Annotated in this window: 31 protein-coding genes, 2 tRNA genes and 2 rRNA genes; 27 read left to right on the forward strand and 8 right to left on the reverse strand. The window is 36.7% G+C overall.

Translation table 11 applies throughout. From position 1 onward, the window contains the following. From KQI49_RS08890 to tsaD, 9 genes are all read left to right on the forward strand, one after another. Positions 1–114, forward strand: a 23S ribosomal RNA gene (locus KQI49_RS08890); the annotation flags it as partial. A 138-nt stretch (positions 115–252) separates the two neighbouring features. Continuing rightward, positions 253–368 (forward strand): 5S ribosomal RNA (gene rrf, locus KQI49_RS08895). A 38-nt stretch (positions 369–406) separates the two neighbouring features. Further along, positions 407–483 (forward strand) — tRNA-Met (locus tag KQI49_RS08900). Between the two features lie 77 nt (positions 484–560). Beyond that, positions 561–637, forward strand: a tRNA-Asp gene (locus KQI49_RS08905). 325 nt (positions 638–962) lie between these two features. Next, positions 963–1,934, forward strand: a complete 972-nt coding sequence (thiL, locus tag KQI49_RS08910) for a thiamine-phosphate kinase (RefSeq protein ID WP_216488140.1) — start codon at positions 963–965, stop codon at positions 1,932–1,934. Between the two features lie 8 nt (positions 1,935–1,942). Beyond that, positions 1,943–2,404: a tRNA (adenosine(37)-N6)-threonylcarbamoyltransferase complex ATPase subunit type 1 TsaE gene (gene tsaE / locus KQI49_RS08915; RefSeq protein ID WP_216488141.1), complete on the forward strand. Its 462-nt coding sequence runs from the start codon at positions 1,943–1,945 to the stop codon at positions 2,402–2,404. A gap of 28 nt (positions 2,405–2,432) precedes the next feature. Next, positions 2,433–3,131 (forward strand): tRNA (adenosine(37)-N6)-threonylcarbamoyltransferase complex dimerization subunit type 1 TsaB, encoded by a 699-nt coding sequence (gene tsaB / locus KQI49_RS08920; RefSeq protein WP_216488142.1) that lies wholly within the window; start codon positions 2,433–2,435, stop codon positions 3,129–3,131. Further along, complete coding sequence (gene rimI, locus KQI49_RS08925; protein ID WP_216488143.1) at positions 3,132–3,578, forward strand: ribosomal protein S18-alanine N-acetyltransferase; 447 nt, start codon at positions 3,132–3,134, stop codon at positions 3,576–3,578. It begins immediately after the preceding gene. Then, complete coding sequence (gene tsaD, locus KQI49_RS08930) at positions 3,578–4,588, forward strand: tRNA (adenosine(37)-N6)-threonylcarbamoyltransferase complex transferase subunit TsaD (RefSeq protein WP_216488144.1); 1,011 nt, start codon at positions 3,578–3,580, stop codon at positions 4,586–4,588. Before rimI ends, tsaD begins: the two co-directional genes overlap by 1 nt. A 533-nt stretch (positions 4,589–5,121) precedes the next feature. Here tsaD and KQI49_RS08935 read toward each other — a convergent pair. Further along, positions 5,122–7,044, reverse strand: coding sequence for an ABC-F family ATP-binding cassette domain-containing protein (locus KQI49_RS08935; RefSeq protein ID WP_216488145.1), 1,923 nt, complete (start codon positions 7,042–7,044; stop codon positions 5,122–5,124). 157 nt (positions 7,045–7,201) lie between these two features. On the opposite strand from KQI49_RS08935, the gene moaC reads away from it, so the two are divergent. The 3 genes from moaC to KQI49_RS08950 all read left to right on the forward strand — a co-directional run bounded on the left by moaC (position 7,202) and on the right by KQI49_RS08950 (position 10,241). Beyond that, positions 7,202–7,699, forward strand: coding sequence for a cyclic pyranopterin monophosphate synthase MoaC (gene moaC / locus KQI49_RS08940; RefSeq protein WP_216488146.1), 498 nt, complete (start codon positions 7,202–7,204; stop codon positions 7,697–7,699). Further along, positions 7,699–8,337 carry a redox-sensing transcriptional repressor Rex gene (locus KQI49_RS08945; protein WP_216488147.1) on the forward strand — a complete coding sequence of 213 codons (639 nt, stop codon included), beginning with the start codon at positions 7,699–7,701 and terminating at the stop codon, positions 8,335–8,337. The genes moaC and KQI49_RS08945 overlap by 1 nt, the downstream gene beginning before the upstream one ends. Before the next feature lie 491 nt (positions 8,338–8,828). Next, complete coding sequence (locus KQI49_RS08950) at positions 8,829–10,241, forward strand: MDR family MFS transporter (RefSeq protein WP_216488148.1); 1,413 nt, start codon at positions 8,829–8,831, stop codon at positions 10,239–10,241. A gap of 203 nt (positions 10,242–10,444) precedes the next feature. On the opposite strand, the gene KQI49_RS08955 is transcribed toward KQI49_RS08950, so the two are convergent. The 4 genes from KQI49_RS08955 to KQI49_RS08970 all read right to left on the reverse strand — a co-directional run bounded on the left by KQI49_RS08955 (position 10,445) and on the right by KQI49_RS08970 (position 13,666). Next, positions 10,445–11,716 carry an MFS transporter gene (locus KQI49_RS08955; protein WP_216488149.1) on the reverse strand — a complete coding sequence of 424 codons (1,272 nt, stop codon included), beginning with the start codon at positions 11,714–11,716 and terminating at the stop codon, positions 10,445–10,447. Between the two features lie 74 nt (positions 11,717–11,790). Then, positions 11,791–12,411: an ArsR/SmtB family transcription factor gene (locus KQI49_RS08960; RefSeq protein WP_216488150.1), complete on the reverse strand. Its 621-nt coding sequence runs from the start codon at positions 12,409–12,411 to the stop codon at positions 11,791–11,793. A 349-nt stretch (positions 12,412–12,760) separates the two neighbouring features. Continuing rightward, positions 12,761–12,961 (reverse strand): DUF4305 domain-containing protein, encoded by a 201-nt coding sequence (locus KQI49_RS08965; RefSeq protein ID WP_216488151.1) that lies wholly within the window; start codon positions 12,959–12,961, stop codon positions 12,761–12,763. 3 nt (positions 12,962–12,964) lie between these two features. Then, a complete protein-coding gene (locus KQI49_RS08970) occupies positions 12,965–13,666 on the reverse strand; it encodes a CPBP family intramembrane glutamic endopeptidase (RefSeq protein ID WP_216488152.1) in 702 nt (233 codons plus the stop codon). 269 nt (positions 13,667–13,935) lie between these two features. On the opposite strand from KQI49_RS08970, the gene groES reads away from it, so the two are divergent. Together groES and groL are read left to right on the forward strand one after the other, a co-directional pair. After that, positions 13,936–14,220, forward strand: a complete 285-nt coding sequence (gene groES, locus KQI49_RS08975; RefSeq protein ID WP_216488153.1) for a co-chaperone GroES — start codon at positions 13,936–13,938, stop codon at positions 14,218–14,220. Positions 14,221–14,267: 47 nt separating this feature from the next. Continuing rightward, complete coding sequence (groL, locus tag KQI49_RS08980; protein WP_216488154.1) at positions 14,268–15,902, forward strand: chaperonin GroEL; 1,635 nt, start codon at positions 14,268–14,270, stop codon at positions 15,900–15,902. A gap of 90 nt (positions 15,903–15,992) precedes the next feature. Here the strand turns inward: groL and KQI49_RS08985 are convergent, their stop codons facing one another. From KQI49_RS08985 to KQI49_RS08995, 3 genes are all read right to left on the reverse strand, one after another. Next, positions 15,993–17,192 carry a tyrosine-type recombinase/integrase gene (locus tag KQI49_RS08985; RefSeq protein WP_216488155.1) on the reverse strand — a complete coding sequence of 400 codons (1,200 nt, stop codon included), beginning with the start codon at positions 17,190–17,192 and terminating at the stop codon, positions 15,993–15,995. Positions 17,193–17,207: 15 nt separating this feature from the next. Further along, positions 17,208–17,678: an ImmA/IrrE family metallo-endopeptidase gene (locus KQI49_RS08990; protein WP_216488156.1), complete on the reverse strand. Its 471-nt coding sequence runs from the start codon at positions 17,676–17,678 to the stop codon at positions 17,208–17,210. 114 nt (positions 17,679–17,792) lie between these two features. After that, a complete protein-coding gene (locus KQI49_RS08995; protein ID WP_216488157.1) occupies positions 17,793–18,152 on the reverse strand; it encodes a helix-turn-helix domain-containing protein in 360 nt (119 codons plus the stop codon). A 157-nt stretch (positions 18,153–18,309) separates the two neighbouring features. On the opposite strand from KQI49_RS08995, the gene KQI49_RS09000 reads away from it, so the two are divergent. The 13 genes from KQI49_RS09000 (at position 18,310) to KQI49_RS09060 (ending at position 25,488) form a co-directional block, all read left to right on the forward strand. After that, positions 18,310–18,513 carry a helix-turn-helix domain-containing protein gene (locus KQI49_RS09000; protein ID WP_216488158.1) on the forward strand — a complete coding sequence of 68 codons (204 nt, stop codon included), beginning with the start codon at positions 18,310–18,312 and terminating at the stop codon, positions 18,511–18,513. A gap of 22 nt (positions 18,514–18,535) precedes the next feature. Next, complete coding sequence (locus tag KQI49_RS09005) at positions 18,536–18,847, forward strand: hypothetical protein (RefSeq protein WP_216488159.1); 312 nt, start codon at positions 18,536–18,538, stop codon at positions 18,845–18,847. A gap of 50 nt (positions 18,848–18,897) precedes the next feature. Beyond that, the gene (locus tag KQI49_RS09010) at positions 18,898–19,716 is read left to right on the forward strand and encodes a phage replisome organizer N-terminal domain-containing protein (protein WP_216488160.1); all 819 of its coding nucleotides are present in this window, start codon (positions 18,898–18,900) and stop codon (positions 19,714–19,716) included. 12 nt (positions 19,717–19,728) lie between these two features. Continuing rightward, entirely contained in the window at positions 19,729–20,523 is a 795-nt protein-coding gene (locus tag KQI49_RS09015; protein WP_216488161.1) for an ATP-binding protein, read from the forward strand. Continuing rightward, entirely contained in the window at positions 20,524–20,685 is a 162-nt protein-coding gene (locus tag KQI49_RS09020; protein ID WP_216488162.1) for a hypothetical protein, read from the forward strand. It abuts the gene before it with no gap. Between the two features lie 59 nt (positions 20,686–20,744). Next, on the forward strand, positions 20,745–20,996 hold the full coding sequence (locus KQI49_RS09025) for a hypothetical protein (RefSeq protein WP_216488163.1): 252 nt from the start codon (positions 20,745–20,747) through the stop codon (positions 20,994–20,996). A gap of 6 nt (positions 20,997–21,002) precedes the next feature. Beyond that, positions 21,003–21,482: an ArpU family phage packaging/lysis transcriptional regulator gene (locus KQI49_RS09030; protein ID WP_216488164.1), complete on the forward strand. Its 480-nt coding sequence runs from the start codon at positions 21,003–21,005 to the stop codon at positions 21,480–21,482. A 415-nt stretch (positions 21,483–21,897) separates the two neighbouring features. Further along, positions 21,898–22,290 carry a mercury resistance transcriptional regulator MerR gene (gene merR, locus KQI49_RS09035; RefSeq protein WP_216488165.1) on the forward strand — a complete coding sequence of 131 codons (393 nt, stop codon included), beginning with the start codon at positions 21,898–21,900 and terminating at the stop codon, positions 22,288–22,290. Between the two features lie 21 nt (positions 22,291–22,311). Then, positions 22,312–23,952 carry a mercury(II) reductase gene (gene merA, locus KQI49_RS09040; protein WP_216488166.1) on the forward strand — a complete coding sequence of 547 codons (1,641 nt, stop codon included), beginning with the start codon at positions 22,312–22,314 and terminating at the stop codon, positions 23,950–23,952. A gap of 128 nt (positions 23,953–24,080) precedes the next feature. Next, positions 24,081–24,449 carry a hypothetical protein gene (locus tag KQI49_RS09045; RefSeq protein ID WP_216488167.1) on the forward strand — a complete coding sequence of 123 codons (369 nt, stop codon included), beginning with the start codon at positions 24,081–24,083 and terminating at the stop codon, positions 24,447–24,449. 60 nt (positions 24,450–24,509) lie between these two features. Further along, entirely contained in the window at positions 24,510–24,746 is a 237-nt protein-coding gene (locus KQI49_RS09050; RefSeq protein ID WP_483887804.1) for a nucleotide-binding domain-containing protein, read from the forward strand. A gap of 197 nt (positions 24,747–24,943) precedes the next feature. Next, positions 24,944–25,222: a hypothetical protein gene (locus KQI49_RS09055; protein ID WP_216488168.1), complete on the forward strand. Its 279-nt coding sequence runs from the start codon at positions 24,944–24,946 to the stop codon at positions 25,220–25,222. A 32-nt stretch (positions 25,223–25,254) separates the two neighbouring features. After that, positions 25,255–25,488: a pilin gene (locus tag KQI49_RS09060; protein ID WP_216488169.1), complete on the forward strand. Its 234-nt coding sequence runs from the start codon at positions 25,255–25,257 to the stop codon at positions 25,486–25,488. Positions 25,489–25,503 lie beyond the last annotated feature (15 nt).

Consider the following 25,503-nt stretch of genomic DNA (forward strand, 5'->3'; position numbering starts at 1 on the left):
CCCATCATTTTAAATGAGTAAGATCCCTCAGAGACGATGAGGTTGATAGGTCCGAGGTAGAAGCGTGGTGACACGTGAAGCTGACGGATACTAATTGATCGAGGACTTAACTAACTTTTATCTATGTGATGTCATTGACCTCTACTCTTATCTAGTTTTCAAGGTATAAATTAATAAGAAATAACTTTTTCATAAAATGACTTGCAATCCTGTAGAAATATAGATATAATAGTCATTGGTCTTGAAATTAGGTCTGGTAGCAATAGCGAAGAGGTCACACCTGTTCCCATACCGAACACAGAAGTTAAGCTCTTCAGCGCTGATGGTAGTTGAGACTTTGTCTCTGCAAGAGTAGGACGCCGCCAGACATATTATTTAATTTAACATTATCTAATAATTTTCACATCGCGGGGTGGAGCAGTCTGGTAGCTCGTCGGGCTCATAACCCGGAGGCCGTAGGTTCAAATCCTGCCCCCGCAACCAAAATTATTCAATTTACTACGTTGAATTAACTACTAGTTAATTGAATATCAGTCGTACTGTAAAGTGCAACCAAATATGGTCTGGTAGTTCAGTTGGTTAGAATGCCTGCCTGTCACGCAGGAGGTCGCGGGTTCGAGTCCCGTCCAGACCGCCACTAAATTTTAAATACATACAACACATGGTTTCTTTTGAAATCATGTGTTTTTTTAATGGCTTAGGAAATTATAACATTAAAACTTCTGTGGATAACTTCATACTGAAGTTGACCATGTCTAGACATTGACCGACCTCGCTTGGCGAGGTGCAGTCTATACGTTGCTAAACGAGCATTTTGTAATTCAGGGTTGAGTAAATTAATAGAAAGTATCAAGCTCCAAACAAAGCTAAAAGTGATCTTATTTAAAATCGGCAGTTATTTTTCAATTGAATTCTATTTTTGCTATGATTAACTTAGCATGTATGAGGCGTGGTGATATATCATGGACGAGTTTTCCTTTATTAACTCAATTAAACCGTCAACTTATCGTCAATCAAGTATGATTAAAGGAATTGGTGACGATGCGGCGGTCATTAGAGAAAGTGCAGAGGATATTGTAACCGCAGTTGATGTATTTGTGGAAAACGTGCATTTTTCCCGTGAAACGATGAATCCCTTTCATATAGGTTATCGAGCACTTGCAGCTAACTTGAGTGATATGGCGGCCATGGGGGCTACGCCAACTTATTATCTTGTGGGTGCTGTAGTTCCGAAGAACTGGTCGTCAGGTGAATTACATGAAATATTTAAGGGTATGAGACATTTAGCCGATAAGTATGCTGTTGATTTAATTGGTGGCGATACTGTTTCCGGTTCTGAGCTAACATTTTCTATTACTGTTTTTGGAAAGGTACGAAAAGATAAAGCGCGTTATAGGAGTGCAGCACGTCCCGGAGATATTGTGTTTGTTACGGGTACTTTAGGTGACTCTCAAGCTGGCTTTCATATTTTAACAAACAATCAACAATCTGAAAGTAATTCCTATTTTATAAAGAAACACCGGATGCCAACACCGCAAATAGAATTTGCAAACGCGCTTGGTGGAATTAACCGGTTATCTTTGAATGATATTAGTGACGGACTAGCGAATGAAGCGAGAGAAATCGCTGAAGCTTCAAAAGTAACGATTAATCTCTTGGATGAGGCCATTCCAACAAGTTCTAATTTAAACCAGTTTTCTTTGTCTTTACAACATCAATGGAAGTATTTTGGTGGGGAAGATTTTGAATTGATGGGAACGGTGGCTGAAGGAGAATGGGCAAGAGTGGAAGAAACTGCGGAGAAGACTAATACACTTATTACAAAAGTAGGTAATGTAACATTAAACGAGCATGATAAACATGGAGAAGTATACTTGTTTCAGGGAGTTAAGAAACAAGTTTTAAAAAAAGAAGGGTATACACACTTAAAGTAGGTGAAGATATGAGTGAAACATATAAAATTGAAACGCATACGGAACTTGAAACAAACACATTAGCAAAACGATTAGCACTTCTTTTGAAAGCTGGTGATGTGATTACGCTTGAAGGAGACCTAGGTGCTGGTAAAACGACCTTTACTAAAGGACTTGCTCAAGGACTTGGTATCAAACGAACAGTAAGCAGTCCAACTTTTACCATTGTAAAGGAGTACTCAGGTGAGTTGCCGTTATATCATATGGACGTGTACCGCCTAGAAAACTCAGATGAGGATATCGGCTTTGATGAATATTTTCACGGAAATGGCATCACAGTGATTGAATGGGCACAGTTTATTGAAGAATACTTACCGAAAAATTTTTTAAATATTAATATAACCTATGTTGATGAACATACTCGTGCATTTGAGTTTATGTCAGTCGGCTCTCATTATGCAGACGTAATAAATGAATTGAAAAGATTATAATCTGAATCTCATTAAGGAGTTATTATATATGTACAGTTTAACAATTGATACATCCAACCATGTGCTGGGTGTGGCTCTTATGAAGGGAAATAAAGTAATAGGAGAATTTGTTACTAATCTCGCTAAAAATCATTCGGTCAGACTGATGCCGGCAGTTGATCAGCTTATGAAAGAAGTTGATGCCTCTCCTGAGCAGTTAGATAAAATTATCGTCGCAAAAGGTCCTGGCTCATATACAGGCGTTCGTATTGGTCTAACAACAGCGAAAACACTTGCTTGGGCACTGGATATACCTGTTGTTGGTGTCTCAAGTTTAAAAGCTCTAGCTTATCAAGGTCGTTTTTATAATTCAGTGATCTGCCCGTTTTTTGATGCTCGGCGTGGGCTAGTTTATACAGGCCTTTACGAGTGGCAAACAAATGAGATGGTGGCAGTTCATAAAGAACAGAATATTTTAATGTATGATTGGCTTACTGAACTTAGCAAGCGAGAACAAGAAGTTTTGTTTTTAAGCCCTGATATTGAAGGGTTTAGCGACGCCATTCAAGAAAAATTAGGTGATCTGGCAATTATCCCTGAAGATATGTTTCATATTGCGAAGCCCTCTGATTTAGCCCTTGCAGGTAGTCACCAAGAATCAGAATCAACACACCATTTAACACCTAACTACTTGCGTTTAGCCGAGGCAGAGGCCAACTGGATTAAAACCCAAGGGGATTCGAAGTAAATGGCTGAGCTAACAATTCGAAAAATGGAAGTCGATGATATTAAAGACGTCATGAAAGTTGACGAAGTTTCCTTTTCTAAACCATGGACAGAAGATATATTTCATTTAGAAATTGAAAAGAATGACCAGGCTCATTATTTTATTATGAAGTTGGAAAATAAGATCATTGGCTATGTAGGCATGTGGGTTGTCATTGATGATGCCCAGATTACAAATATTGCCGTGATGCCAGAATTTCGTGGTCATAAGTTCGGGGAAAAATTATTTGGTTTTGCTTGTCAACAAGCAATTCACATGGGTGTTAAACGTTTATCATTGGAAGTCCGTGCATCAAATATTGTCGCACAAAAGATGTACCGGAAATTTGGCCTAGTACCTGGAGGCGTTCGGAAAAATTATTATACAGATAATCGCGAAGATGCGATTGTAATGTGGGTGAATTTATAATGAGTAGAGATATTTATATTTTAGGAATTGAAACAAGCTGTGATGAGACCGCTGTCGCTATTGTAAAAAATGGGCGGAACATTGTATCAAATACAGTCGCTTCGCAAATAGAAAGCCACAAGCGTTTTGGCGGGGTCGTACCTGAAATTGCATCACGTCATCATGTCGAGCAAATGACAATTGTGTTAGAAGAGGCTTTTAATGAAGCAAATGTTTCTTGGAACGATATTAATGCGATTGCCGTGACGGAAGGGCCAGGTCTCGTAGGAGCACTTCTAGTTGGGGTGAATGCTGCGAAGGCGCTCGCTTTTGCAAAACAAAAATCACTTGTAGGTGTCCATCATATTGCAGGACATATTTACGCGAATCGCTTGGAAAAAGAATTTGAGTTTCCTTTGCTCGCTCTCATCGTCTCTGGAGGACATACAGAGCTCGTTTTGATGAAAGAGCATGGTCATTATGAGTTAATTGGTGAAACGAGGGATGATGCAGCTGGAGAAGCTTTTGATAAGGTTGCACGCATGTTGGATCTACCTTATCCAGGTGGGCCTCAGATTGACCGGTTAGCTGCCGAAGGAGAAGAAACGATTGATTTCCCCAGAGCATGGCTTGAAGAAGGAAGTTATGATTTCAGTTTCAGTGGATTGAAATCAGCAGTTATCAACAAAATACACAACGCCAAGCAACGTGGGGAAGACTTGAAAAAAGCAGACATTGCCGCAAGCTTTCAGGCAAGTGTCATTGACGTGTTAACGAAAAAAACAAGTCGAGCAGCCAAAGAGTATGAAGTGAGGCAAGTAATTGTAGCTGGTGGTGTGGCTGCGAATAAAGGATTGCGATCTGCTTTAGAAAGTGAATTTGCGGACTTAAATATCCCTCTTCTCATCCCGCCATTAAGTTTATGCACAGATAATGCGGCAATGATTGCAGCTGCTGGAACGATAGCTTATGAACAGGGAAGACGATCCGGTCTAGATTTAAATGCCAATCCGTCCTTGATATTAAAATAAAAGTGTTATCTACAGGTATTATACACAGCAATGTGCATAACCCTGTTGAAAGGTATAAAACTAAGGTTAATCTTGTGGATATAAAATGTGAGTATCTTAATCTAAAGTTGTGGATAATGTGCATAACTTTGTTGATATCCCCGTATTACCACCCTTTTCAACAAAAAAGACTGTGGATAAGTACGGAAGCGAGAGGGACCGTCTAACGACGTATGAACTGGACTGAGCCGGAGGAGATAAAGGAAACACGGCGAACGGAGTGAGTCGATGTTGACTTATCGCACGGAGGTGAAGGAAGTTCACTAGTCGTTGGTCACTCGAGCTAGACGCCCCAAAAGCGCAAGCGACCGTTTAGCAACGTATAAGCTGGAATTCCAACGATTGAGATAAAGGAGACACGAAGAGCGCAGCGATTCGATGTCGACTTATCGTAATGAGGTGGGATGAAGCTTACTAGTTGCTGGTCGCTGTAGCTAGACGCCTCAAAAGCGCAAGCGACCGTTTAGCAACGCTAAAAAACTGCACTCTCGACGTTATCCGTCGTGGAGTGCAGTCCATTCCTCGAGTAATTGCTCAATTTTTTGTTTAATATCACTGGTTTTCTTCGTGTATTCAAGAGCGACCTCATGATCTTCGTAAACTTCTGGTTTGGCCATTTCTTCTTCAAGCTTGGCCTGCTCTAATTCCAATTCCTCAATCTCTTCTTCAAGTTGATTGATTCTACGTTCTATTTTTCTTCTTTCACTTTGCAGTCGTTTTTCTTGTTCAAAACTCAACCGACCTTCATCCACAGTTTCAATAATTTCACTTGTTTCCTGCAGACTTCGAATTTCCTCTTCTTCTTTCTTTTTATCGATATAGTAATCATAATCCCCTAAGTAAACAGTAAATTCGTCGCGCTCCATTTCAACAACATGATCCGCAATACTGTTGATAAAATAACGGTCGTGAGATACGAAAATGATCGTTCCTGGAAAATCTGCCAAAGCGGCTTCAAGGACTTCTTTGCTGTCGATATCAAGATGGTTTGTAGGCTCGTCAAGGATTAACAAATTTGAATTTTGCATTTTCAGTTTTGCCAGAGCCAGTCTTGCTTTTTCTCCACCGCTGAGTGAACTAACATGTTTAAGGACATCTTCTCCAGAAAATAGAAAGTTTCCAAGGACAGTACGGATATCTGCCTCGTTTATTTGTGGATAACCATCCCATAATTCATCTAAAACAGTTTTTTGTGAATTTAAATCAGCTTGTTCTTGATCATAATAGCCAATTTGTACATTAGTACCTTTTTGGATCACACCACTGGAAGCATCTAACCTCCCAAGAATAACTTTGAGTAATGTTGTTTTCCCAACTCCATTCGGACCAATTAACGCCATCCGGTCTCCGCGATTGATGTGCAGATTCAGACCATGGAATAGCTTGTCCGTATCATCTTTATATTGAAAGCTTAAATCCTCCAACTTGAGAACATCATTGCCGCTTCTGCGATTGATATCAAAGCTAAATGAAACGGAGCCTTCGCTTCCAAGCGGTTTTTCAATACGCTCCATTTTTTCTAATTTACGCCGCCTGCTCTGCGCACGTTTTGTTGTGGAGGCTCGGACTAGATTTCGTTGGATAAAGTCTTCCATTTTATTGATTTCAACTTGTTGCTTTTCATATTCTTTTAATTCCTTCTCATAATCTTGCGCTCTTTGTTCAAGAAATTTAGTATAACTACCATGATACTTTTTCATTTTATGGCGTGAAATTTCATAAACAATCGACACCGTTTTGTCTAAAAAGTAACGATCATGTGACACGATGACAATAGCACCGGGATAGCTAGCAAGATAGCCTTCAAGCCAGCTTAACGTGTCGATGTCGAGATGGTTTGTCGGCTCATCAAGAATGAGTAAATCGGGTTTCTTTAATAATAATTTACCTAAGGCGAGACGCGTTTTTTGCCCACCACTTAATGTATTGATATGTGTATCATAATCGAAACTATCAAAACTGAGGCCTGACAGTACTGACTTGATGTCTGCTTCGTAGGTATATCCACCATTTCTTTCAAAAGCCTGTTGTTTCCGGTCATATTCTTCAAGCAGCTGCGTGTATTCTGAAGAAGAGAGCGAGCTTGCTTCTCCCATTTTTTCTTCTAGATGTCTTAATTCTTTTTCTTGTTTTAATAAGTGGTGAAAGCAGGTCATCATCTCATTCCAGATGGTTTCATCTGAGTCAAGGTCAGTATGTTGTGATAAATAACCGGTATTGACACCTTTAGGTCTGATGATTTCGCCTGTGTCATGCGACAACTCACCAGCCATGATTTTAAGCAAAGTTGATTTTCCTGAACCATTCCGACCTACAATCGCAATCCGGTCTTTGCTTTTCACTTCTAATTTTATATTGCTCAAAATATCTTCAGCCCCGTAGGCCTTAGATAATCCATTGAGTTGCATGATAATCATCGTTCAGTTCACTCCAATAAGTTAAAAAACGTCATAGTATCAGTGTATACTTTCTAGTGAATCGAGGCAACTCAGGTAATGAATTGTGAAGTTAATCACGACATTTTACCTTTTTTCTGGTAATATAGTAGTAAGAATACATATTGGAGATGAGCAAATGTCGAACTTTACTCACTTTAATGAACAAGGGCGAGCGCGCATGGTAGATATTAGCGCCAAGAAAGATACAGAGCGTGTTGCTTTAGCAAGAACAAGTATCCTTGTGAACCAAGAAATATATGAAAAAATCGCTTCCAAAGAAATTGAAAAAGGCGATGTACTCGCAGTGGCCCAAGTGGCGGGCATTATGGCGGCAAAAAATACATCTGACTGGATACCTATGTGTCATCCACTTCAGTTAAAAGGTGTCGACATCAACTTTGAATGGCAGGTTGAAGATGACATTTATGAGCTAATCATCTATGCTTCTGTTAAAACAAAAGGTAGTACTGGCGTAGAAATGGAAGCGTTAACGGCAGCCAGCGCTACGGCCCTCACCGTATATGATATGTGCAAAGCTATCGATAAAGGCATGACCATCGGGCAAACTTACTTAATCGAGAAGAAAGGCGGTAAATCAGGAGATTATCACCGTCAAAAAGGAGAGAACAACTAGTGGAACCAAACAAAATTCCTCAGGCAACAGCCAAACGACTGCCATTATATTATCGTTTTTTAAATAATTTACAACATCAAGGAAAATCGCGCGTGTCTTCAAAAGAATTAAGCGAAGCGGTAAAAGTTGATTCAGCGACCATTCGCAGAGACTTTTCATACTTTGGTGCTTTAGGTAAAAAAGGATATGGCTATAATGTTGAGTATTTATTAGGTTTTTTTAGAAAAACGTTAGACCATGATGAATTAACGGATGTCGCGCTCATTGGTGTAGGCAATCTTGGGACAGCCTTTTTAAATTATAATTTTACGAAAAATAATAATACAAGAATCAAGATGGCGTTTGATGTGGATCAAGAGAAGGTCGGAACGGAAATTGCCGGAATACCGATCTATAATATTGATGAGATTGAGGAGAAATTAGGCGACACGAAAGTTGCTATTCTTACCATTCCAGGAGCTGAGACTGATAACGTAACGAATCGATTGGTCGAGCAAGGGATTACAGGTATTTTAAACTTCACCCCAGCACGAATCAGCGTACCGGACTATGTTCGTGTGCATCACATCGATTTAGCAGTTGAACTTCAAGCACTTGTATACTTTTTAAAACATTATCCATTGGTTGAGCAGAAATAATATATACTTTATAAATACATCCTAATATTGAAATCTCAAGGCCACTCTTTGATGGAGTGGCCTTATTTGTCTGAGGAGAAGGAGTCTTTATCGTCCCTGGAAATTAGAGTATCCGCTAATCCAGGAAGTGTGCTGCGTTTCTCCTTCCTAGAAAGTGGGTTGTCCAAAAAACCAGGTAGTGTATTGCGGTTATCCTCCCAGGAAATTAGAGTATCCGCTAATCCAGGTAGCCTGCCGCGTTTCTCGTCCCCGGAAAGTAGCCTGTTCTTAAATCCAGGTAGTATGTCGTGCTTCTCCTCCCTGGAAAGTAAAACCCCCTCTAATCCAGGTAGTGAATTTGCATTACCCTCCCAGAAAAAATAGTTTACACTCGATTCTAGGAACGATAAATGAGCATGATACGACTAGCTTCATGGATTGTTATTTTACCAATTGTACGATATGCTAGAATAGTTCGATACTCGAAATACATAGGGAGTTTGATGATAGATATGAGTAGAATACACTCAAAATGGCTAGTTGTGATATCTGTTCTATTTGGAACGTTTACGGTTATATTAAACAATAGTATGCTCAACCCGACACTTCCATACTTTATGGAAACATTTGACGCCGATGCGGTGGCGGTGAGTTGGTTGTTGACCATTTTCATGGTATCGATGGGGATGACCATGCCGGTGACAGGGTATTTAGGTGATCACTTTGGTAAGAAAAAGATTTATATGATTGGGCTTGCTGTATTTATTGTCGGTTCGGTATCGGGAGCTCTTTCATCGACACTCCCGTTAATCATCACATCACGCGCGATTCAGGGAATTGCTGGTGGTTTAATGATGCCGATAGCGATGGCGCTCATCTTTAATTCATTTCCGAAAAATGAACGTGGACTAGCCATGGGGCTCTACGGTATCGCTGCCATGGTCGCTCCGGCAATTGGCCCGACAGTTGGTGGCGTTGTCATTGAATTTTTTACGTGGCCATTTTTATTTTTATTTAATATACCATTTGCTTTAGCAGGGATTTTCTTTTGTGGTAAATTCTTGAAACCGACTGAAAAGGATACAGAGTTGAAATTTGATTTAGTTGGTTTTATTTTAATCACGATTGGAGTAGGTTCGATTCTTTATGCCCTCGGTCGTGGCTCAACGGTAGCTTTACTCCTATCTCCACTAAGTTTGTCACTGCTTGTTTTAGGAGTTGTTTTCATCGTTCTATTTGTAAAATATGAAAACAGGCAAGTGTCGCCACTACTTGATTTATCCATTTTTAAAATACCGACATATTCCGTGTCAATCATGGTGACAGCTACAGCGTCGATTGGGCTATTCTCGGGTATCTTCTTGCTACCTTTACTATTGCAAAATGTGTACGGATTTAGTGAGATAGAAACGGGTTTATTATTTTTGCCAGCGGCTTTAGTGAGCGGGGTATTTATGACGTTAGGTGGAAAACTTTTAGACAAAAAAGGCCCTAAATATGTCATACCAGTAGGTTTAGTCATTCTTGGGGGTTTCACGTTAGCTCTCGGATTTAATACGTTATCAACGTCATTTTGGACAATCCTAATTTTGAATTGTATCCGCAGTGCGGGTCTTGGAATGGGGAATATGCCTGCAACGACGACGGGGATGAATGCTATTCCTGATAAAGTAGTCACGCAAGGATCAGCGATGAATAACGTGATCAGGCAAATTTTTGCCTCGTTCGGTATCGTCTTTTTCTCCATTTATTATGAGGTGCGTAAAGCACAAGTGTTCACTCAAATTAACGACATGCAAGAAGCGACATTACAAGCTATAAATGAAGCTTTTATGGTAGCGGGTGTGTTTATCTTGCTCGTTGTTCCAGTGTCATTCATCATGAAGGGGACTGAAGAATTAAAAAGACGAAAAAAATCTGTATAAATATTAAACAAAAAAGTAACCCGTTAATTATAACTAGTTCAGTTTATAATTGTCCGTTACCGGAAAAAACGTTGAGGCGGTATGACTTTTTCTTTGTAGTATGAAAAGTCTTGAAAGGATGTAGCCAATTGTTTCTAAAGTAGGAGGCTGTTCTTATAGACAACCTCCTATTATTATTGAGAAATATACATTTAGTTATTAGTCTAAGTAGTAGCTTGATTTTCTTTTATTTTTAAATGTAATGTTGACGCATCCATTTGTTCAGCTTGAGGCAAGCGTCGTAGATCAGGATGAACTAACCAAACAAGCGCAATAAATATAAAACCCAGTGAAGTACTTGTGAAAATAATTCTACTATCAATCAATGTTGCTAAGGCGCCACCTGCTAAAGAACCAATGGGCATGGCAATTATGCTTACACTGTACATAACTGAGTTCAAGCGGCCGAGCAGTCTGTTTGGTATAACGGATTGATGGACAGCCGCAAACAATACATTGACTGCGCCGATTGGGATCCATGCGATGCCTAATAATAGAGGTGTTATAGCAGGGAGTGATAACCAACCCGATAGGAACAATGATACAGCCCCCAACACAAAACACAACCCAGCTAACCTTCCAACACGAAATTTACCAAGAACAGATCCCGAAAGAGCACCTATCAAAGCACCAGCAGACACCGAAGTTAATAGAAAGCCATACATTTTAACACCACCCAACTCATCTGCATAGACGGGTAAAATTGCCATAAGAATTCCGTTAGCGAAATTAAGAACAATTGGTCCTGTCAAAAACACCCACAGTAATGAATGAAAAACAACTAAGATACCTTCAGTTAGATCTTGTTTATAGGAAGAAAATTTTTGTTTTAAGCTGCTTTGTTTACCTTGTTCTTTCAAAGTTTTCTGAGGTATCGTGACAAATGAAAATAAAATCATTGCAATTGCAAATGTTGCTGAATTGACAAGGTAAATGACAATCGCACCGAATAAAGCAACTATAATACCTGATACAGCGTTAAATATAGTGTCTACACCTTGATAAGCAAATGAAAATAAAGAATTGCCCTTCACAAGTTCCGATTGTTTAAGAATTAACGGCAACGCTTTTGTTTGGGTTGGGTAGGCGAATTGTTGAATACAGGCGACACATGGAATAAGTACTAAAATTAATGTGACACTGAGAAAATTGAACACATAAGCTAGAGGTATAATTAGAATTAACACAGCCTGCAGCCATTGCGTTGTGATCAGTACCTTTTTTATTCTCCATTTATCCACAAATGGTCCTGTTAAAAACTGAAACGCTCCGGGTAGTAAAATTAAAAAACCCGCTAATCCAGTATAAAATGGATTACCACCTAATTCATGCACAAGCCACATTGATGCAACATAGTATAAACTGTCGCCAATATTCGCAACAATTCTTCCGAGGAATAACAATAAAAAATTGTCCTTTTTCAGTAGTTTTAACACTGTACCCACTCCTTGTTAAATAATTTTACCGGTTAAAATTATTTAACCACTGTGTAAAAAAGAAAAAGAAGTGACTACTTTTCTTCTTTTTTAATATTTTCTTCCATCATAAGTTCATCTATTTCGAAAGCCATTGTAGAAACGAGATAGTAATTGGCATCGGGATTATTTTTTGTTTTCCTGGAGATTTCTCGAAGTTCATCCATTAAGGTGAAATATTTTTTAATCCATTTTTGGAAATCTTCTTCCGTCAATTCTAATTGCCATATTGATCCGACAAAATTCCAATCAGATGGATCCTCACTAGCTGTCTGCCATTCAAATGACTTTTCAGGAGCGGAAAGAATAGCGCTTTTTGTACTTTCATTCATTTGTATGAGCATCTGACGTGCCGATTCGCTAACATCACTAAGATAGGGCAAGAGATCCGCAGACGGTGTAAATCCCCTGGCTACTGACTGGTAAAACTTCTGAATAACCCCACCTTTTTCCTCTTTTCGGACAAGTTCAATCAAATGGTTTTTTTCCAATTCTTTTAAATGATAATGAATGTTAGCGCGAGACATTTTTATCTTATCAGACAGCATTTTTCCCGTAAGTGGCCTTTCTATCAGCCGCATAAGAATTTCGGCCCTTATAGGGTCACTGATTGCTTTTAATTGACTGTAATCTGTTAGAGTTTTCATTTCTTTCATTGATTCGTCACCTCAAATTGTTTTACCGGTTAAATTTTATTAACTGTATAGTAACATGTTTTTTTCTCCCTTGCAAATACCTTCATAATTAAATGTCTACCTAAACAAATCTTCTTCAGCGGTAGATTCTGGAGAATTACAGATTGCCTAAAATAGACATTAGGCGATAATGGGAAACCTGATTATTAAAAGGAACTAATCCCCAATCCCCTTCGACTTTCAAGAAGTGCAACTTTCAGAGTGTGAATCTTAAATATCTCATGCATTATTAAGTTCACTAAGCATTATTTTTACAATAAAAATAGAGCATCAAATTGACATGCAATTCAATGCTCTAATTTCGTATAGGCTACTCTTTTTTATCCTTCTTTTTAAAAAACATTCTAATAAAACGAATACCGACACCGAAATCAAGGGCAGCAATAGCAGCTAAAGCAAGTGTTGCTGCATTCCAAATAGTCTCGTCCGCCGATTTGATAGCGAGGTTTGTAAAAAGGATACCCATGGCTATATAGATAATAGCCATTAGACCTGGAGATGTTTTCTGCATTGATTAACCTCCATTTATAATTAACTGTAAGTTTTCGAATTGTTCCTGCATCTTTTTAATGTCTTCCGGATCTGTATTGAACTGAACCAAGACTGTAATCGAGTTCATAGCCGCATGGACGATGATTGGGGTTAAAATACTCTTTGTTTTGACATAAAGAAACGCAAACACGAGTCCCATCGACGCGTAAATTAATATATGCTCAGGTTCCTGATGAATAATCCCGAAAATAAATGCAGATAAAATCGCTGCGATAAAGAAATTCATCCGTTTATAAAGTGAACCGAAAATAATTTTTCGAAAAATGATTTCTTCTAAAATAGGCGCGATAATCGCTGGGATGATCACAAAAAGCGGGACTAACCGAGCGATTTCCATAATACCTTGTGTGTTTTCAGATCCTGGAACGGTTTTGAATAAATTTAATTCGATGGTGACAGCGATGGATTGAGCAAAAAACGCCATAAACACACCGATGATTGACCAGATAATAATTTGTCCAGCTTTTGAATGATCACGTGTATCAGCTAGTTCCATATCGGGTTTCATTAAAAGTAAAGTTATTACTAAGGCCAGAGCGAAACTGGCTACCGTCATATACACATTCGTTTGTATATTAGTGATTGAAAACGCCACAACGATAATGGGTACAGAAATTTGCATAATAATATATGTAATGATGACCCACCAATATCTTTTTGTCAAAATTCACGACTCCTTTATTGAGACTTTCTATTTATATTTTCCTATATAATATCCACTCGGGAATATTTAAATATATTATGCATTTTATCATATTTCATGCCTGCATAATAACAGAAGGATATGTAGTTCAGTTAAAAATAAATTTTCTAAATACATTACTTGCATTTTTTTAAGAAATTATTTATTATATTAAGTGGTGTTAGCACTCAAAGCAATCGAGTGCTAAAATGCAAAAAATAATTGGATAAAGAATTAAGGAGGTTGTCTACATGATTAAACCATTAGGGGATCGTGTTGTAATCGAACTTGTAGAGCAAGAAGAAAAGACAGCAAGTGGTATTGTTCTTCCTGACTCGGCACAAGAAAAACCACAAGAAGGTAAAGTCGTTGCCGTGGGTACTGGCCGAGTAACTGATAGCGGTGAAAAACTTGCTTTGGAAGTGAAAGAAGAAGACCGCGTTATTTATTCAAAATTTGCTGGAACAGAAGTTAACTATGAAGGTAAAGAATACTTAATTCTTCGCGAAGATGACATTTTAGCTGTTATTGGCTAAAACTTACACAGATATTAATGAATTAAACTTAAGGAGGGCTTTATTCTATGGCTAAAGATATTAAATTTAGTGAAGACGCACGCGGCGCAATGCTTCGTGGTGTTGAAACTCTCGCAGATGCTGTAAAAGTAACACTTGGACCTAAAGGTCGTAATGTGGTTTTAGATAAACAATTCGGTTCACCATTAATTACAAATGATGGTGTGACTATCGCTAAAGAAATCGAACTCGAAGATCGTTTTGAAAATATGGGAGCACAGCTTGTATCTGAAGTGGCTTCTCAAACGAATGATGTTGCTGGTGATGGTACAACAACAGCTACAGTTCTAGCTCAAGCTATGATTAGTGAAGGCTTGAAAAACGTTACTTCTGGTGCAAACCCAGTTGGTGTGCGTCGCGGAATTGAACAAGCTGTTTCAACAGCAGTAGACGGCCTAAAAACAATTTCTAACTCAATTGAAAGCAAAGAATCTATTGCACAAGTTGCGTCTATTTCTTCAGGTGATGATGAAGTAGGAAACCTAATCGCAGAAGCAATGGAACGCGTTGGTAACGATGGCGTTATCACAGTTGAAGAATCAAAAGGATTCAACACTGAATTAGAAGTTGTTGAAGGAATGCAGTTTGATCGCGGTTACACTTCACCTCACATGGTGACAGACCAAGAGAAAATGGAAGCAGTTCTTGAAGATCCATACATTCTAATTACAGATAAGAAAATCGGTAACATCCAAGAAGTACTACCTGTACTTGAAGAAGTTGTTCAACAAGGTAAACCACTTCTTATGATTGCTGAAGATGTTGAAGGGGAAGCTCTTGCAACATTAGTTCTTAACAAGCTTCGCGGTACATTCAACGTTGTAGCTGTTAAAGCACCTGGATTCGGTGACCGTCGTAAAGCTATGTTAGAAGATATCGGTGTTCTAACAGGCGGAGAAGTTGTTACTGAAGATTTAGGCCTTGAGCTTAAAAACACAACAGTTGAGCAATTAGGTCGCGCAGCTAAAGTAATTGTTACAAAAGACCACACAACAATCGTTGAAGGTAGCGGAAATCCAGAAACAATTTCTTCACGCGTATCACAAATCCGTGCACAATCTGAAGAAACAACATCTGATTTCGATAAAGAAAAACTACAAGAGCGCCTAGCTAAACTAGCCGGTGGCGTAGCTGTCATCAAAGTAGGTGCAGCAACTGAAACAGAACTTAAAGAGAAGAAACTACGTATTGAAGATGCTTTAAACTCAACACGTGCAGCTGTTGAAGAAGGTATCGTTTCTGGTGGAGGTACAGCACTTATTAACATTTACAATAAAGTAGCTGAACTTAAACTAGAAGGCGACGAAGAAACAGGAGCTAACATCGTTCTTCGCGCACTAGAAGAGCCTGTACGTCGTATTGCAGAAAACGCTGGCCTTGAAGGTTCTATCGTTGTTGAACGTCTCAAAGGCGAAGACCAAGGTGTCGGCTTTGACGCAGCAACTGGCAAATGGGTAAACATGATTGAAGCAGGAATCGTTGACCCAACCAAAGTAACCCGTTCAGCATTACAAAACGCAGCATCTGTTGCAGCAATGTTCCTAACAACAGAAGCAGTCGTAGCCGACAAACCGGACGAAAACGGTGGCGGCGGAATGCCTGATATGGGCGGCATGGGCGGCGGAATGCCGGGCATGATGTAAGCCTAAGTAAATAAAGATTGGTATGACGGGGTTTGCCAGAGGGCAGACCTCGTTTTTTGATGAAAAGGTAACAAAAAGGTAACATTTATTTTATAAAGATAAATTTTCAAGTAAATCATTGTTCATTTTTGACAAATTCTCGATAGATTTAACCTTCATTTTTTCTGTTACATGGGTGTATACTTTTAATGTCGTATCAGGATCTTCATGTCCCACTCGCTGCATAATTGTTGGTAAATCAATTCCAGATTCTGTCATCATTGAAATATGAGAATGTCTAAATGAATGAGGAGTCAGTTTTTTCTTTATATCAGTATATTTCATTATCCTTCTCATTCTGTCACCTAGATTCTTAACTGCATATGGATATCCATTTGATCGTTGAAATAAAAAGTCCTCATCATGAAAATCCTCAATCATCGTCCGATATTTTAATTTATGTTGATCATTTTTTTGAATTAACTTTCTTAACATAGCCATAATTTTTTTATCCATATCGATTATACGTATTTTATTCGTTTTAGTTGGTCCAAGGGTATATTGTTTCATATTATTGTTTTCGTTATACAACGTTTTACTCACTCTAATTGTATTGTTTTTAAAATCAAGATCTGACTTCTTTAATGCCGTTAGTTCCCCAGGACGCATACCAGAAAAAGCAAGGGTATAGAACCTTTCCTTATCTAGATCTAATCCAATTTTTAGTACGGAATCTAAAAAGGTTAATAATTCATCTTTTTCAAAGTAGGTTTCTTCTATAGTTGTTTCTTCAAGTTGTTTTACAGTAACAGCTTTTTTAGGGATAAAGGCATCTTCTCTTGGATTTTCCGCAATCAATTTATTTTTCATAGCATATTTAAAAATCATATTTGCACAAGTGTTTACTCCACTGATTGTGTTATAGGCATAACCATCTTTATCTAACTCAATTAACATGCTTTGATACATATGATGGGTAATTTCTGTTACCAATAAATACTGAAAATGCCTATTTAGAATTTTAATTTCTTTTTCGCGTATTCTTATACTTCCTTTTTTTACACCTGTGGCAGCATATATATCTAACCACTTTTTACTCAATTGTCCAAATGTTATTTTTTCACTTAATAAATCGGGATACATTTGTTGGTTTAATTTGTTTATTGCTTTTTCTAATCGATCTTTTGCCTCCTTTTGGGTTTTAGCTCTTCTTTTGATTAATTTTCTTTTTCCTGTCCTAGGATCTCTAGGTGCATCTCCAAAACATTCCCACGCATAGCCTGACTTTGATTTTACCTTTCTGCAATGCATTTTTATGCCTCCCATTTAGTCATAACTGACATAAGATTCTGCTGCATGAATTAGTTCGTTTTTATACATGTCAAACCTCTTTGCAGCAAATTCAAATTCCACATTAAAGACTCGTACTACATCATGAATAGTCACCTCCTTTAATTGTTCTAACATAAAAGTAGGTATACAAAAATGGTATGCAAAATATTCTGCTTTTACTTCCTGATAATATATGAAAGAGTTAAATAAGTCATTTTGATTGCCTTGATCAAAACAATAATGCTTCATTTCATGTCCAAAATCTTGCCATTGTTGTTGTTCAGTTAACTGTTGGTTGATAAACAAATTATATTTACCATTACGTTCAGCAATAGCACTAGAAAAATCCCAAAAAACAATTTTAATACCTAACTTTTCAGTAATATGCTGCATGTTTAATTGTTGCGGACTTTTAATTAATAACGATTCAAAAAAATTCTTTACATAATATGCTGTTTCTTGCATTCATTCACCACCAATAAATAAACTTGTTCTTATATTAAATAATATAACAGAACACATGTTCGATAAACAGGTAAAAATATGGGTGTACAACTTAATGTACACCTAATGAATGTTTTAATCAGATTCCTCAAACGACTGGATCATCTTACGTAACATACGAAGCTTTAATTCTTTATCTTCAGGTTCATTTTTATACCACACATTCATTTCTGATAAAAGTTCTCTTAACTCTTCATCAATATCATCTTCTGTTTCACTGTTTCTATTACTTGTTCTTCCAAGTAAATAATCAGTAGAGACATCATATAGTTCAGCCAATTTTAAAATCATTTCTGGGTCAGGGGAACGAGTACCATTTTCATACCCTGAAAGAGTATTACTTCTTACGCCTATTTTATCAGCGACAAACTTTTGTAGATATCCTTTTTCTTCTCGAAGTTCTTTTAACTTTTTGGATATTAGCTTATCTCCCATAGACGTTCCCCCCCCTCTTTATATTATCTAGTATATCGCATTTCATGATTTTTTAGTTAAAAAATCGCGAAAAGTGATAAAAAACATTTACAATCGCGTTATGAGATGTTAAAGTGGATTTATAATTCACAAATTGCGATTTTAAAGAGGTGAGTAAATGAATGAAAATATTAAGATTAACAAGAACTTAAAGCAATTACGTGAAGATAAGGGGGTGATGCAAAAAATGATAGCAGAAGAATTAGGAATTAGTGCGAATTATTATTCGCAAATTGAGAACGGTCACAGGACATTGCGAATCGAACATCTATTACAATTAAGAGATATTTTTAATGTTAGTTTAGAAAAAATTATTGATTAATAAGATAAAGGTGGGATGTAGAATGTTAAATATTGAAATCAATGAAGAATTCAGTAAAGAACTAGTAAATGATGTGGTAGAGCAGTTGGTGCCTATTCTTTTACAGGAATTAAAACAAAATGAATTACCGCATTTATTAACTAGAAAGCAGTTTATGGAATTAGTAAATATTGGGGAAAGTAAATGTAATGAACTTTTTCACAGAAAAGATTTTCCAGTAAATAGAGAATTGGGCCATCCACGTGTTCCAACTAAAGAATTCTTTAAATGGTTGTCTGCAACAAATCAAAACGCAAATGAAATAAATAGGAAGTTTCCATACCAACTCGTTTAACAACCAACTCCTTTAATAGGTGAATTTTAAATAACACAGGAGGTAGGGAAATGAGCAATATAAAATGGATTAAGTTAAGTACAACCATGTTTGATGACGAAAAAATAAAATTAATTGAACAACTACCGGAAGCCGATACGATTTTAATTATCTGGATTAAACTACTCTCACAAGCCGGAAAAACGAATTCAAATGGATATATTTACTTAAATGAGAATGTCCCTTATTCAGAAGAAATGCTTTCTACCATTTTTGGTAGGTCACTAAATACCGTGAGATTAGCTTTAAATACACTAAAAGATTTCGGAATGATATTTATTGATGATGCTTCATTTATTAGAATCACAAATTGGGAGAAACATCAAAATGTGGAAGGGATGGACCGTGTAAGAAGATTAGCAGCAGAAAGAAACAAACGTTACCGTGAAAGGAAAAAAGAGAAACAATTAACAGAAGCAAAAACAAAAGACGTTAGCGTGACGTCACGTGACGGAACAGAAGAAGAATTAGATTTAGAAAAAGAAGAAGATACAGATGGAGATAAAGACAAAGAACAAGAAAGAAAAGTGGCTGAGATCACTCAGTTTTGGGATGAAAATGGATTTGGTATCAATAATATTCATGCTAAAAAGCAGTTGTTGTTGTGGTTGGATGATTCTTCTTTTAAAGAACCTAGTAAGGTCATCTTAAAAGCATTAAATATTGCTTGTGAAAATGATGCTAGAAGATTGAAGTATATAGAAGGAATTCTTAAAAATTGGGAAAATGAATCTTTATTAACCGTCGAAGAAATAGAAAGTAAGAATCAGAATCCGAAAAAACAACCCAAAGAACAATTAGAATATAATCCAAAGAGAGATAGATTTTAGGAGGTGTTATACGTGGAATTAATTAGTTCTATACTTGATACAAAATTTCCAATAAAAAAATATGACGAAAAAGAATGTGAAAAATGTGATCATATATATACATTGTATGAAACTCCTAGAGGTATTATAGGAGCATGCAAGCACTGTATAGACCAGCAACTAATAAATGAATTGAATGTAACGACGAAGGAAGAAAGAGAAAAAAGAAAGGAAAGAAAATTCATTGCTGCATTTGAACGTGTTACTGAAGATTTACAAGAAGCAACAATTGAATCTTATGAACCTATAGAAAAGTCACAAATAAAAGCCAAAAAAATAGCGACAGAATACGTAGCGTCTTTTGATGGTATTCACTCACTTATTTTTAGTGGTAATTGTGGATTGGGTAAAAGTCACTTGTCCTTTGCTATCACAAAAGCATTGCGCCAAAAAGGCTATAAAACACTCTATATTAAAGTTACGGATTTATTTGATCATATTAAAAATACTTACAAACCAGATTCGAAAATCAATGATCTGCAAATTTTTAAGATGATTAATGGCTTAGATTTATTAGTGCTGGATGATATTGGCTCTGAATATGTGAAAGCAAACGAATATGGACATGAGAGTTGGGCATCTGATGTGTTGTACAAAATATTTGATATGAGACTCAATAAATCTATCATCTGTTCAACAAACTATTCAGAATCAATGCTTACAGAAAAATACGGAAATAATGGTCAGCGAATTATTGATAGAATGATGGATCTTTCTACCGCAATTAGGATTGAAGGAGAAAGTTACCGAAGAAAGGAGCGATTTTAAATGTTTCGAGGAACGAAAAGCGTTATGGTATTTGATCCAAAAGATAGTCAAGAAGAAACGGAGCGTAAGTGGCTCGAATGGAATCACCATAAGCATAAGAGTCCGAAAACTGAAAAACACGTTCCAACAGTCAAAGAAATAAGAGAAAAGCTAATAAAATAAGAACGCCATAATAAAAAGTATGGTAAGTAGCTTAAATATAATATACAAGGAGGAATATAATGTTTCATTTACTTGAACAAAGACATGTATATGAGTTTTTAGGTAAAGAAAATGATCCACTTTATCATGAGATACTCTCTTTACAAGTTAATCAATCTGTAGGTGTTCAGGGAATAACGATATCAAGAACTGCATTTGAAATGTACGAAATTGAATCAAAGACATTCCATGAAGGTTTTACTTCTTCACAATCTATTTATAATCGAGTGAGTGCAATGTTAAATACCACGTCACCTATAGGAAAGGAATGATAGTAAATGAGTCTGACAGCTACAATTGAAGGTTACTATACCAAAGAAGAGTTAAAGGAAATATTAAAAGATGAACAGCAATTTTATATAGAATATGCGGAAGAAAACTGGTTGAATCGCTTTTTTAAAATAAAAGCCATGTCTCATAAGACACAGGTTCCAAGCATTACTTCTGTTATTACAGATGTACCAGGTGGAACAAATTCTAATCATAGCAAAACAGAACAATATGCGTTAAAATCTGTAGAAGCATGTGAGTGGCTAGAAACACTATATGCTGCAATGGAAGCATTAAATCCTGCTGAGAAGAAACTAGTTAAATTAAAATATATGCAAAAGCGAAATGATGGCTCTAGGTATAGTGATGAAGTTATTTATCCGCAATTGTATATCGGTAGAACAAGGTATTATGAATTGAAAAAAGATGCACTAGAAATGCTGGGTAGAAATCTATATGGCATGTTTAATGAGAGAGTGGGTTTATAATGATGAGTTTAGTTCATGCTGCAAAGAAAACAGTATTAGTCATGTTTTGGCTAATACTGTTTCTTCTATTGTTGGTATTTTGTGCAGTTATAATTTTGGCGGCACTTCAATGGTTTATGCATACCGACTTTTATTTAAACATAGTTGGTTCTGTTGTGTTTTGGAAATGGTCGTTAGGGATTCCAATTATTGTTATTGTACTTTTATTTTGCGCAAGCGTTAAATGAGAGGGATTTCAGTAGGCTATTGTACATTTATCCCTTATCAGATATAGTTTATTTAGAAACTTGATGTTGAGGTTTATGGTATTCGACAAACGGGCCAGATTGTGGAGCAGGATACTTGATAAAGTAAAGTATTATATTTGACCGTGTACTATAGTACACGGTTTATAATTGTTCTAGGGGTGACTTATGTGATTTATCGCATCAGTGAGTTTGCAGATAAATGCGGAGTTAATAAAGAAACAATTAGGTTTTACGAACGAAAAAAATTATTACAGGAACCTTCCCGAACGGAAGCTGGTTATCGGATATATTCAGACGATGACGTTAAGCGTGTAGGATTTATTAAACGAATTCAAGAGCTTGGTTTCTCTTTGAGTGAAATTTATAAATTACTTGGGGTTGTAGATAAAGATGAAGCTCGTTGCCAAAATATGTTTGAATTTGTTTCTAAAAAACAAGAGGAAGTTCAAAAGAAAATAGAGGATTTAAAACGAATTGAAACAATGTTAGATGACCTAAAACAACGTTGTCCAGATGAAAAACAATTACATTCGTGTCCAATAATAGAAACATTAATCTGAGATTACGAAAGGAGTTTTTTTATGAAGAAATATAAGGCAAACATTCAAGGAATGACTTGTAAGGGTTGTGAAAGGCACGTAGTATCAGCACTTGAAAATATAGGTGCTAAAAATATTGAAGTTAGTTTTCGTCGTGGTGAAGCAATATTTGAATTGTCAGACGGTGTTGGGGTTGAAAATGCAAAAATAGCGATTGATGAAACAAATTATCAACCTGGAGAAATTAAAAAAATACCATCAGAAGAAAATGTGGTTTTGTATAATGAAGAAGGTTATGACCTTCTTATTATTGGCTCTGGTAGTGCTGCTTTTTCTGCTGCTATTAAGTCGACTGAATATGGTGCAAAAGTTGGAATGATTGAACGTGAAATAGTTGGTGGGACTTGTGTAAATATTGGTTGCGTTCCATCAAAGACACTACTAAGGGCAGGGGAAATTAATCATTCAGCAAAGGAAAATCTGTTCACAGGCTTACAAACATCTGCTGGGGAAGTTAACTTAGCCTCTTTGGTAAATCAAAAGGATGATTTAGTTAACGAACTTCGAAAACAAAAATATATAGATTTAATAGATGAATATGACATCGATTTAATAAAGGGTGAAGCTAAGTTTGTTGATGAAAATATAGTTGAAGTAAATGGAGAGAAATTTTCAGCAAACCGCTTTTTAATTGCAACGGGTGCTTCTCCGTCACTACCGCCAATTTCAGGACTTGAAGTAGTAGATTATCTTACAAGTACAACACTACTTGAATTAAAAAAGGTGCCAAAGCAATTAACGATTATCGGTTCAGGATATATCGGAATGGAGCTTGGGCAACTGTTTCATAATTTAGGTTCAGAGGTTACGCTTATGCAAAGAAGTGAGCGACTTTTAAAAAAGTATGACCCAGAGATTTCAGAAACAGTAGAAAAAGTCTTAATTGAACAAGGTATAAACATTGTAAAAGGGGTAACTTTTGAGCGTGTAGAACAAGTTGGAGAACTAAAAAAGGTCCATATAGCAGTAGATGGTAAGAAAAAAGTGGTGGATTCAGAGCATTTACTTGTTGCAACAGGAAGTAAACCAAATACGGATTCGTTAAACTTAAGTGCCGCAGGGGTTGAAGTTGGAAAAGGAAAAGAAATTCTAATAAATGATTACGCTAGAACAAGTAATGAAAAGGTTTATGCAGCAGGAGATGTAACATTAGGACCGCAATTTGTGTATGTCGCAGCTTATGAAGGTGGAATTGTTGCTGATAATGCGATTGGTGGTTTAAATAAAAAAATAGATTTATCGGTTGTTCCTGGCGTGACATTTACAAATCCATCGATTGCTACAGTTGGTTTAACAGAGGAACAAGCAAAAGAAAAAGGATACGAAGTGAAAACATCTGTATTACCGTTAGATGCCGTTCCAAGAGCAATTGTAAACCGTGAAACAACAGGTGTATTCAAGCTTGTTGCAGACGCAAAGACATTAAAAGTACTTGGGGTACATATCGTATCTGAAAATGCAGGAGATGGAATTTATGCAGCGACATTAGCGGTTAAGTTTGGCTTAACTGTAGACGATTTAAAAGATACCCTTGCACCATATTTGACAATGGCAGAAGGTTTAAAATTAGCTGCACTTACTTTTGATAAAGATGTATCGAAGTTATCTTGTTGTGCAGGGTGAAATTCCAATTTAATAAGTGTCTTATGTGAAGGAATACACTTCAACAAAAGGGCGCGATTGTGGCATAATGGTATTTCAGAATTGGAACAGTTTGCTTAATAATATATGAAATGGAAAAGGGGTTTATGATGAAGAGTTATAAGGATGAATTGAATGATGACGACATGAATTTCTTTGAGAGAATGATTACTGTTCCAAGCTGGGGTGCACGAAGATCTTATTATAAAATACTTAAAGATCGGGAATCAGAACAATTTATACGTTTCATAGAGATTTACAAAACCGTACGTCCTCTGCTTCTCGACAGATTATCAAAAAGAGAATTGTTTATATTGGATGAGTTTTACGGTTTGATAAAAGCATCAACTCCTATTAATCAATTAGTTTCCACCTTATGCATATCCAGAAATCGTGTTAACCAAGTTCGTAACAATGCTGAAAGGAAAATTAGAAGAGTATTCTATGAAGAAAAACGAAAGAAGCTCCATCAAATATGATAACGGCCCATTTGAAACTTTTTTCTTCTTAGTATGTAATTTATTGAGAAAAGAAGAGAAATTCTTCTCCCGACTATTGCTACAACAGATACTCTGCAGCCATACGAGGTGTACTGGAAAATTAAAAACCAAGGAAAGGTCTCAAAACAAAAAGACTGTGTTAGAGGTGAGCAAACGGATAAACTTAGTCACTATGAAGAGACTTCTTTTAGAGGAAATCATTATGTAGAGTGCTACATTGTTAAAAGTGGGATATGTGTAGCAAGACGAAGAATTGATGTTCCAATCAGAGTATAAGATATTAGATCAATCTTTATTTTAATTAAATCATTTAGTGAACTTTTCCCGTACTTTCTCCGAACAAACAACGGACAAATTTCCATAAAAACAGTGTTAAATTATTAGTATCAGGAAGTTTTGGACTTCCGACAATGAACTCTTTTCTTTCACGAGAAAAGGGTTTTTATTTTGTTCAAATTTAGGAGGTGATACATATGTCTAATCAACCACATCGGGAAAACCAGCAAGTTAAAACGTTAGAAGGGAGAGAGAAACAATCAATGGCTGCATCAAAGAAGTCTGCGCGTTCCAAAAAGAAAAAGTCTGCAAAACCAACTGGCTTTAAGGAGTTTGAAACATTGGCTAAGGAAATATTAGAAGCAAATGATGGTTCCTATTATGAATGGCTTCATAAGCAGCATCAGGAAATCATATTGAATTTTAATGTGCAATATCAAAAGCAAATTACAGATGTAGCAAAACAATCTGAATGATAGTTATTTCGAATGAAAGGAGTTGAATATGTATGCAAGATGCAATCCAGACAATCACAAATATTACAGACGGGATTAAACCGATAGCACCAGTTCTAGCCGGACTGGTGCTTGTAATTATTGGTTTGCTTTGGACGTTTGCAAGAGATCCTCAAAAGAAAGAGATGTATACAGGATGGATGGTTAACGTGGCTATTGGTTTTGCGATTGTTTATTTAGCGGCAAGTCTTGTTAGTTGGCTTGGTGGACGTGTTGTAGGATTTTAATTTTGTTTATGTATG

Origin of the sequence: Virgibacillus sp. MSJ-26 (assembly GCF_018918075.1) — a bacterium.
Classification (GTDB): Bacteria; Bacillota; Bacilli; order Bacillales; family Amphibacillaceae; genus MSJ-26.

What these genes read in the sequence shown, in the direction of transcription:
- thiL (WP_216488140.1), top strand. Translation starts at nt 963, where the DNA reads ATGGACGAGTTTTCCTTTATTAACTCAATTAAACCGTCAACTTATCGT.
- tsaE (WP_216488141.1), top strand. Translation starts at nt 1,943, where the DNA reads ATGAGTGAAACATATAAAATTGAAACGCATACGGAACTTGAAACAAAC.
- tsaB (WP_216488142.1), top strand. Translation starts at nt 2,433, where the DNA reads ATGTACAGTTTAACAATTGATACATCCAACCATGTGCTGGGTGTGGCT.
- rimI (WP_216488143.1), top strand. Translation starts at nt 3,132, where the DNA reads ATGGCTGAGCTAACAATTCGAAAAATGGAAGTCGATGATATTAAAGAC.
- tsaD (WP_216488144.1), top strand. Translation starts at nt 3,578, where the DNA reads ATGAGTAGAGATATTTATATTTTAGGAATTGAAACAAGCTGTGATGAG.
- KQI49_RS08935 (WP_216488145.1), bottom strand. Translation starts at nt 7,044, where the DNA reads ATGATTATCATGCAACTCAATGGATTATCTAAGGCCTACGGGGCTGAA.
- moaC (WP_216488146.1), top strand. Translation starts at nt 7,202, where the DNA reads ATGTCGAACTTTACTCACTTTAATGAACAAGGGCGAGCGCGCATGGTA.
- KQI49_RS08950 (WP_216488148.1), top strand. Translation starts at nt 8,829, where the DNA reads ATGAGTAGAATACACTCAAAATGGCTAGTTGTGATATCTGTTCTATTT.
- KQI49_RS08960 (WP_216488150.1), bottom strand. Translation starts at nt 12,411, where the DNA reads ATGAAAGAAATGAAAACTCTAACAGATTACAGTCAATTAAAAGCAATC.
- KQI49_RS08965 (WP_216488151.1), bottom strand. Translation starts at nt 12,961, where the DNA reads ATGCAGAAAACATCTCCAGGTCTAATGGCTATTATCTATATAGCCATG.
- groES (WP_216488153.1), top strand. Translation starts at nt 13,936, where the DNA reads ATGATTAAACCATTAGGGGATCGTGTTGTAATCGAACTTGTAGAGCAA.
- groL (WP_216488154.1), top strand. Translation starts at nt 14,268, where the DNA reads ATGGCTAAAGATATTAAATTTAGTGAAGACGCACGCGGCGCAATGCTT.
- KQI49_RS08985 (WP_216488155.1), bottom strand. Translation starts at nt 17,192, where the DNA reads ATGCATTGCAGAAAGGTAAAATCAAAGTCAGGCTATGCGTGGGAATGT.
- KQI49_RS08990 (WP_216488156.1), bottom strand. Translation starts at nt 17,678, where the DNA reads ATGCAAGAAACAGCATATTATGTAAAGAATTTTTTTGAATCGTTATTA.
- KQI49_RS08995 (WP_216488157.1), bottom strand. Translation starts at nt 18,152, where the DNA reads ATGGGAGATAAGCTAATATCCAAAAAGTTAAAAGAACTTCGAGAAGAA.
- KQI49_RS09000 (WP_216488158.1), top strand. Translation starts at nt 18,310, where the DNA reads ATGAATGAAAATATTAAGATTAACAAGAACTTAAAGCAATTACGTGAA.
- KQI49_RS09005 (WP_216488159.1), top strand. Translation starts at nt 18,536, where the DNA reads ATGTTAAATATTGAAATCAATGAAGAATTCAGTAAAGAACTAGTAAAT.
- KQI49_RS09010 (WP_216488160.1), top strand. Translation starts at nt 18,898, where the DNA reads ATGAGCAATATAAAATGGATTAAGTTAAGTACAACCATGTTTGATGAC.
- KQI49_RS09020 (WP_216488162.1), top strand. Translation starts at nt 20,524, where the DNA reads ATGTTTCGAGGAACGAAAAGCGTTATGGTATTTGATCCAAAAGATAGT.
- KQI49_RS09025 (WP_216488163.1), top strand. Translation starts at nt 20,745, where the DNA reads ATGTTTCATTTACTTGAACAAAGACATGTATATGAGTTTTTAGGTAAA.
- KQI49_RS09030 (WP_216488164.1), top strand. Translation starts at nt 21,003, where the DNA reads ATGAGTCTGACAGCTACAATTGAAGGTTACTATACCAAAGAAGAGTTA.
- merA (WP_216488166.1), top strand. Translation starts at nt 22,312, where the DNA reads ATGAAGAAATATAAGGCAAACATTCAAGGAATGACTTGTAAGGGTTGT.
- KQI49_RS09045 (WP_216488167.1), top strand. Translation starts at nt 24,081, where the DNA reads ATGAAGAGTTATAAGGATGAATTGAATGATGACGACATGAATTTCTTT.
- KQI49_RS09055 (WP_216488168.1), top strand. Translation starts at nt 24,944, where the DNA reads ATGTCTAATCAACCACATCGGGAAAACCAGCAAGTTAAAACGTTAGAA.
- KQI49_RS09060 (WP_216488169.1), top strand. Translation starts at nt 25,255, where the DNA reads ATGCAAGATGCAATCCAGACAATCACAAATATTACAGACGGGATTAAA.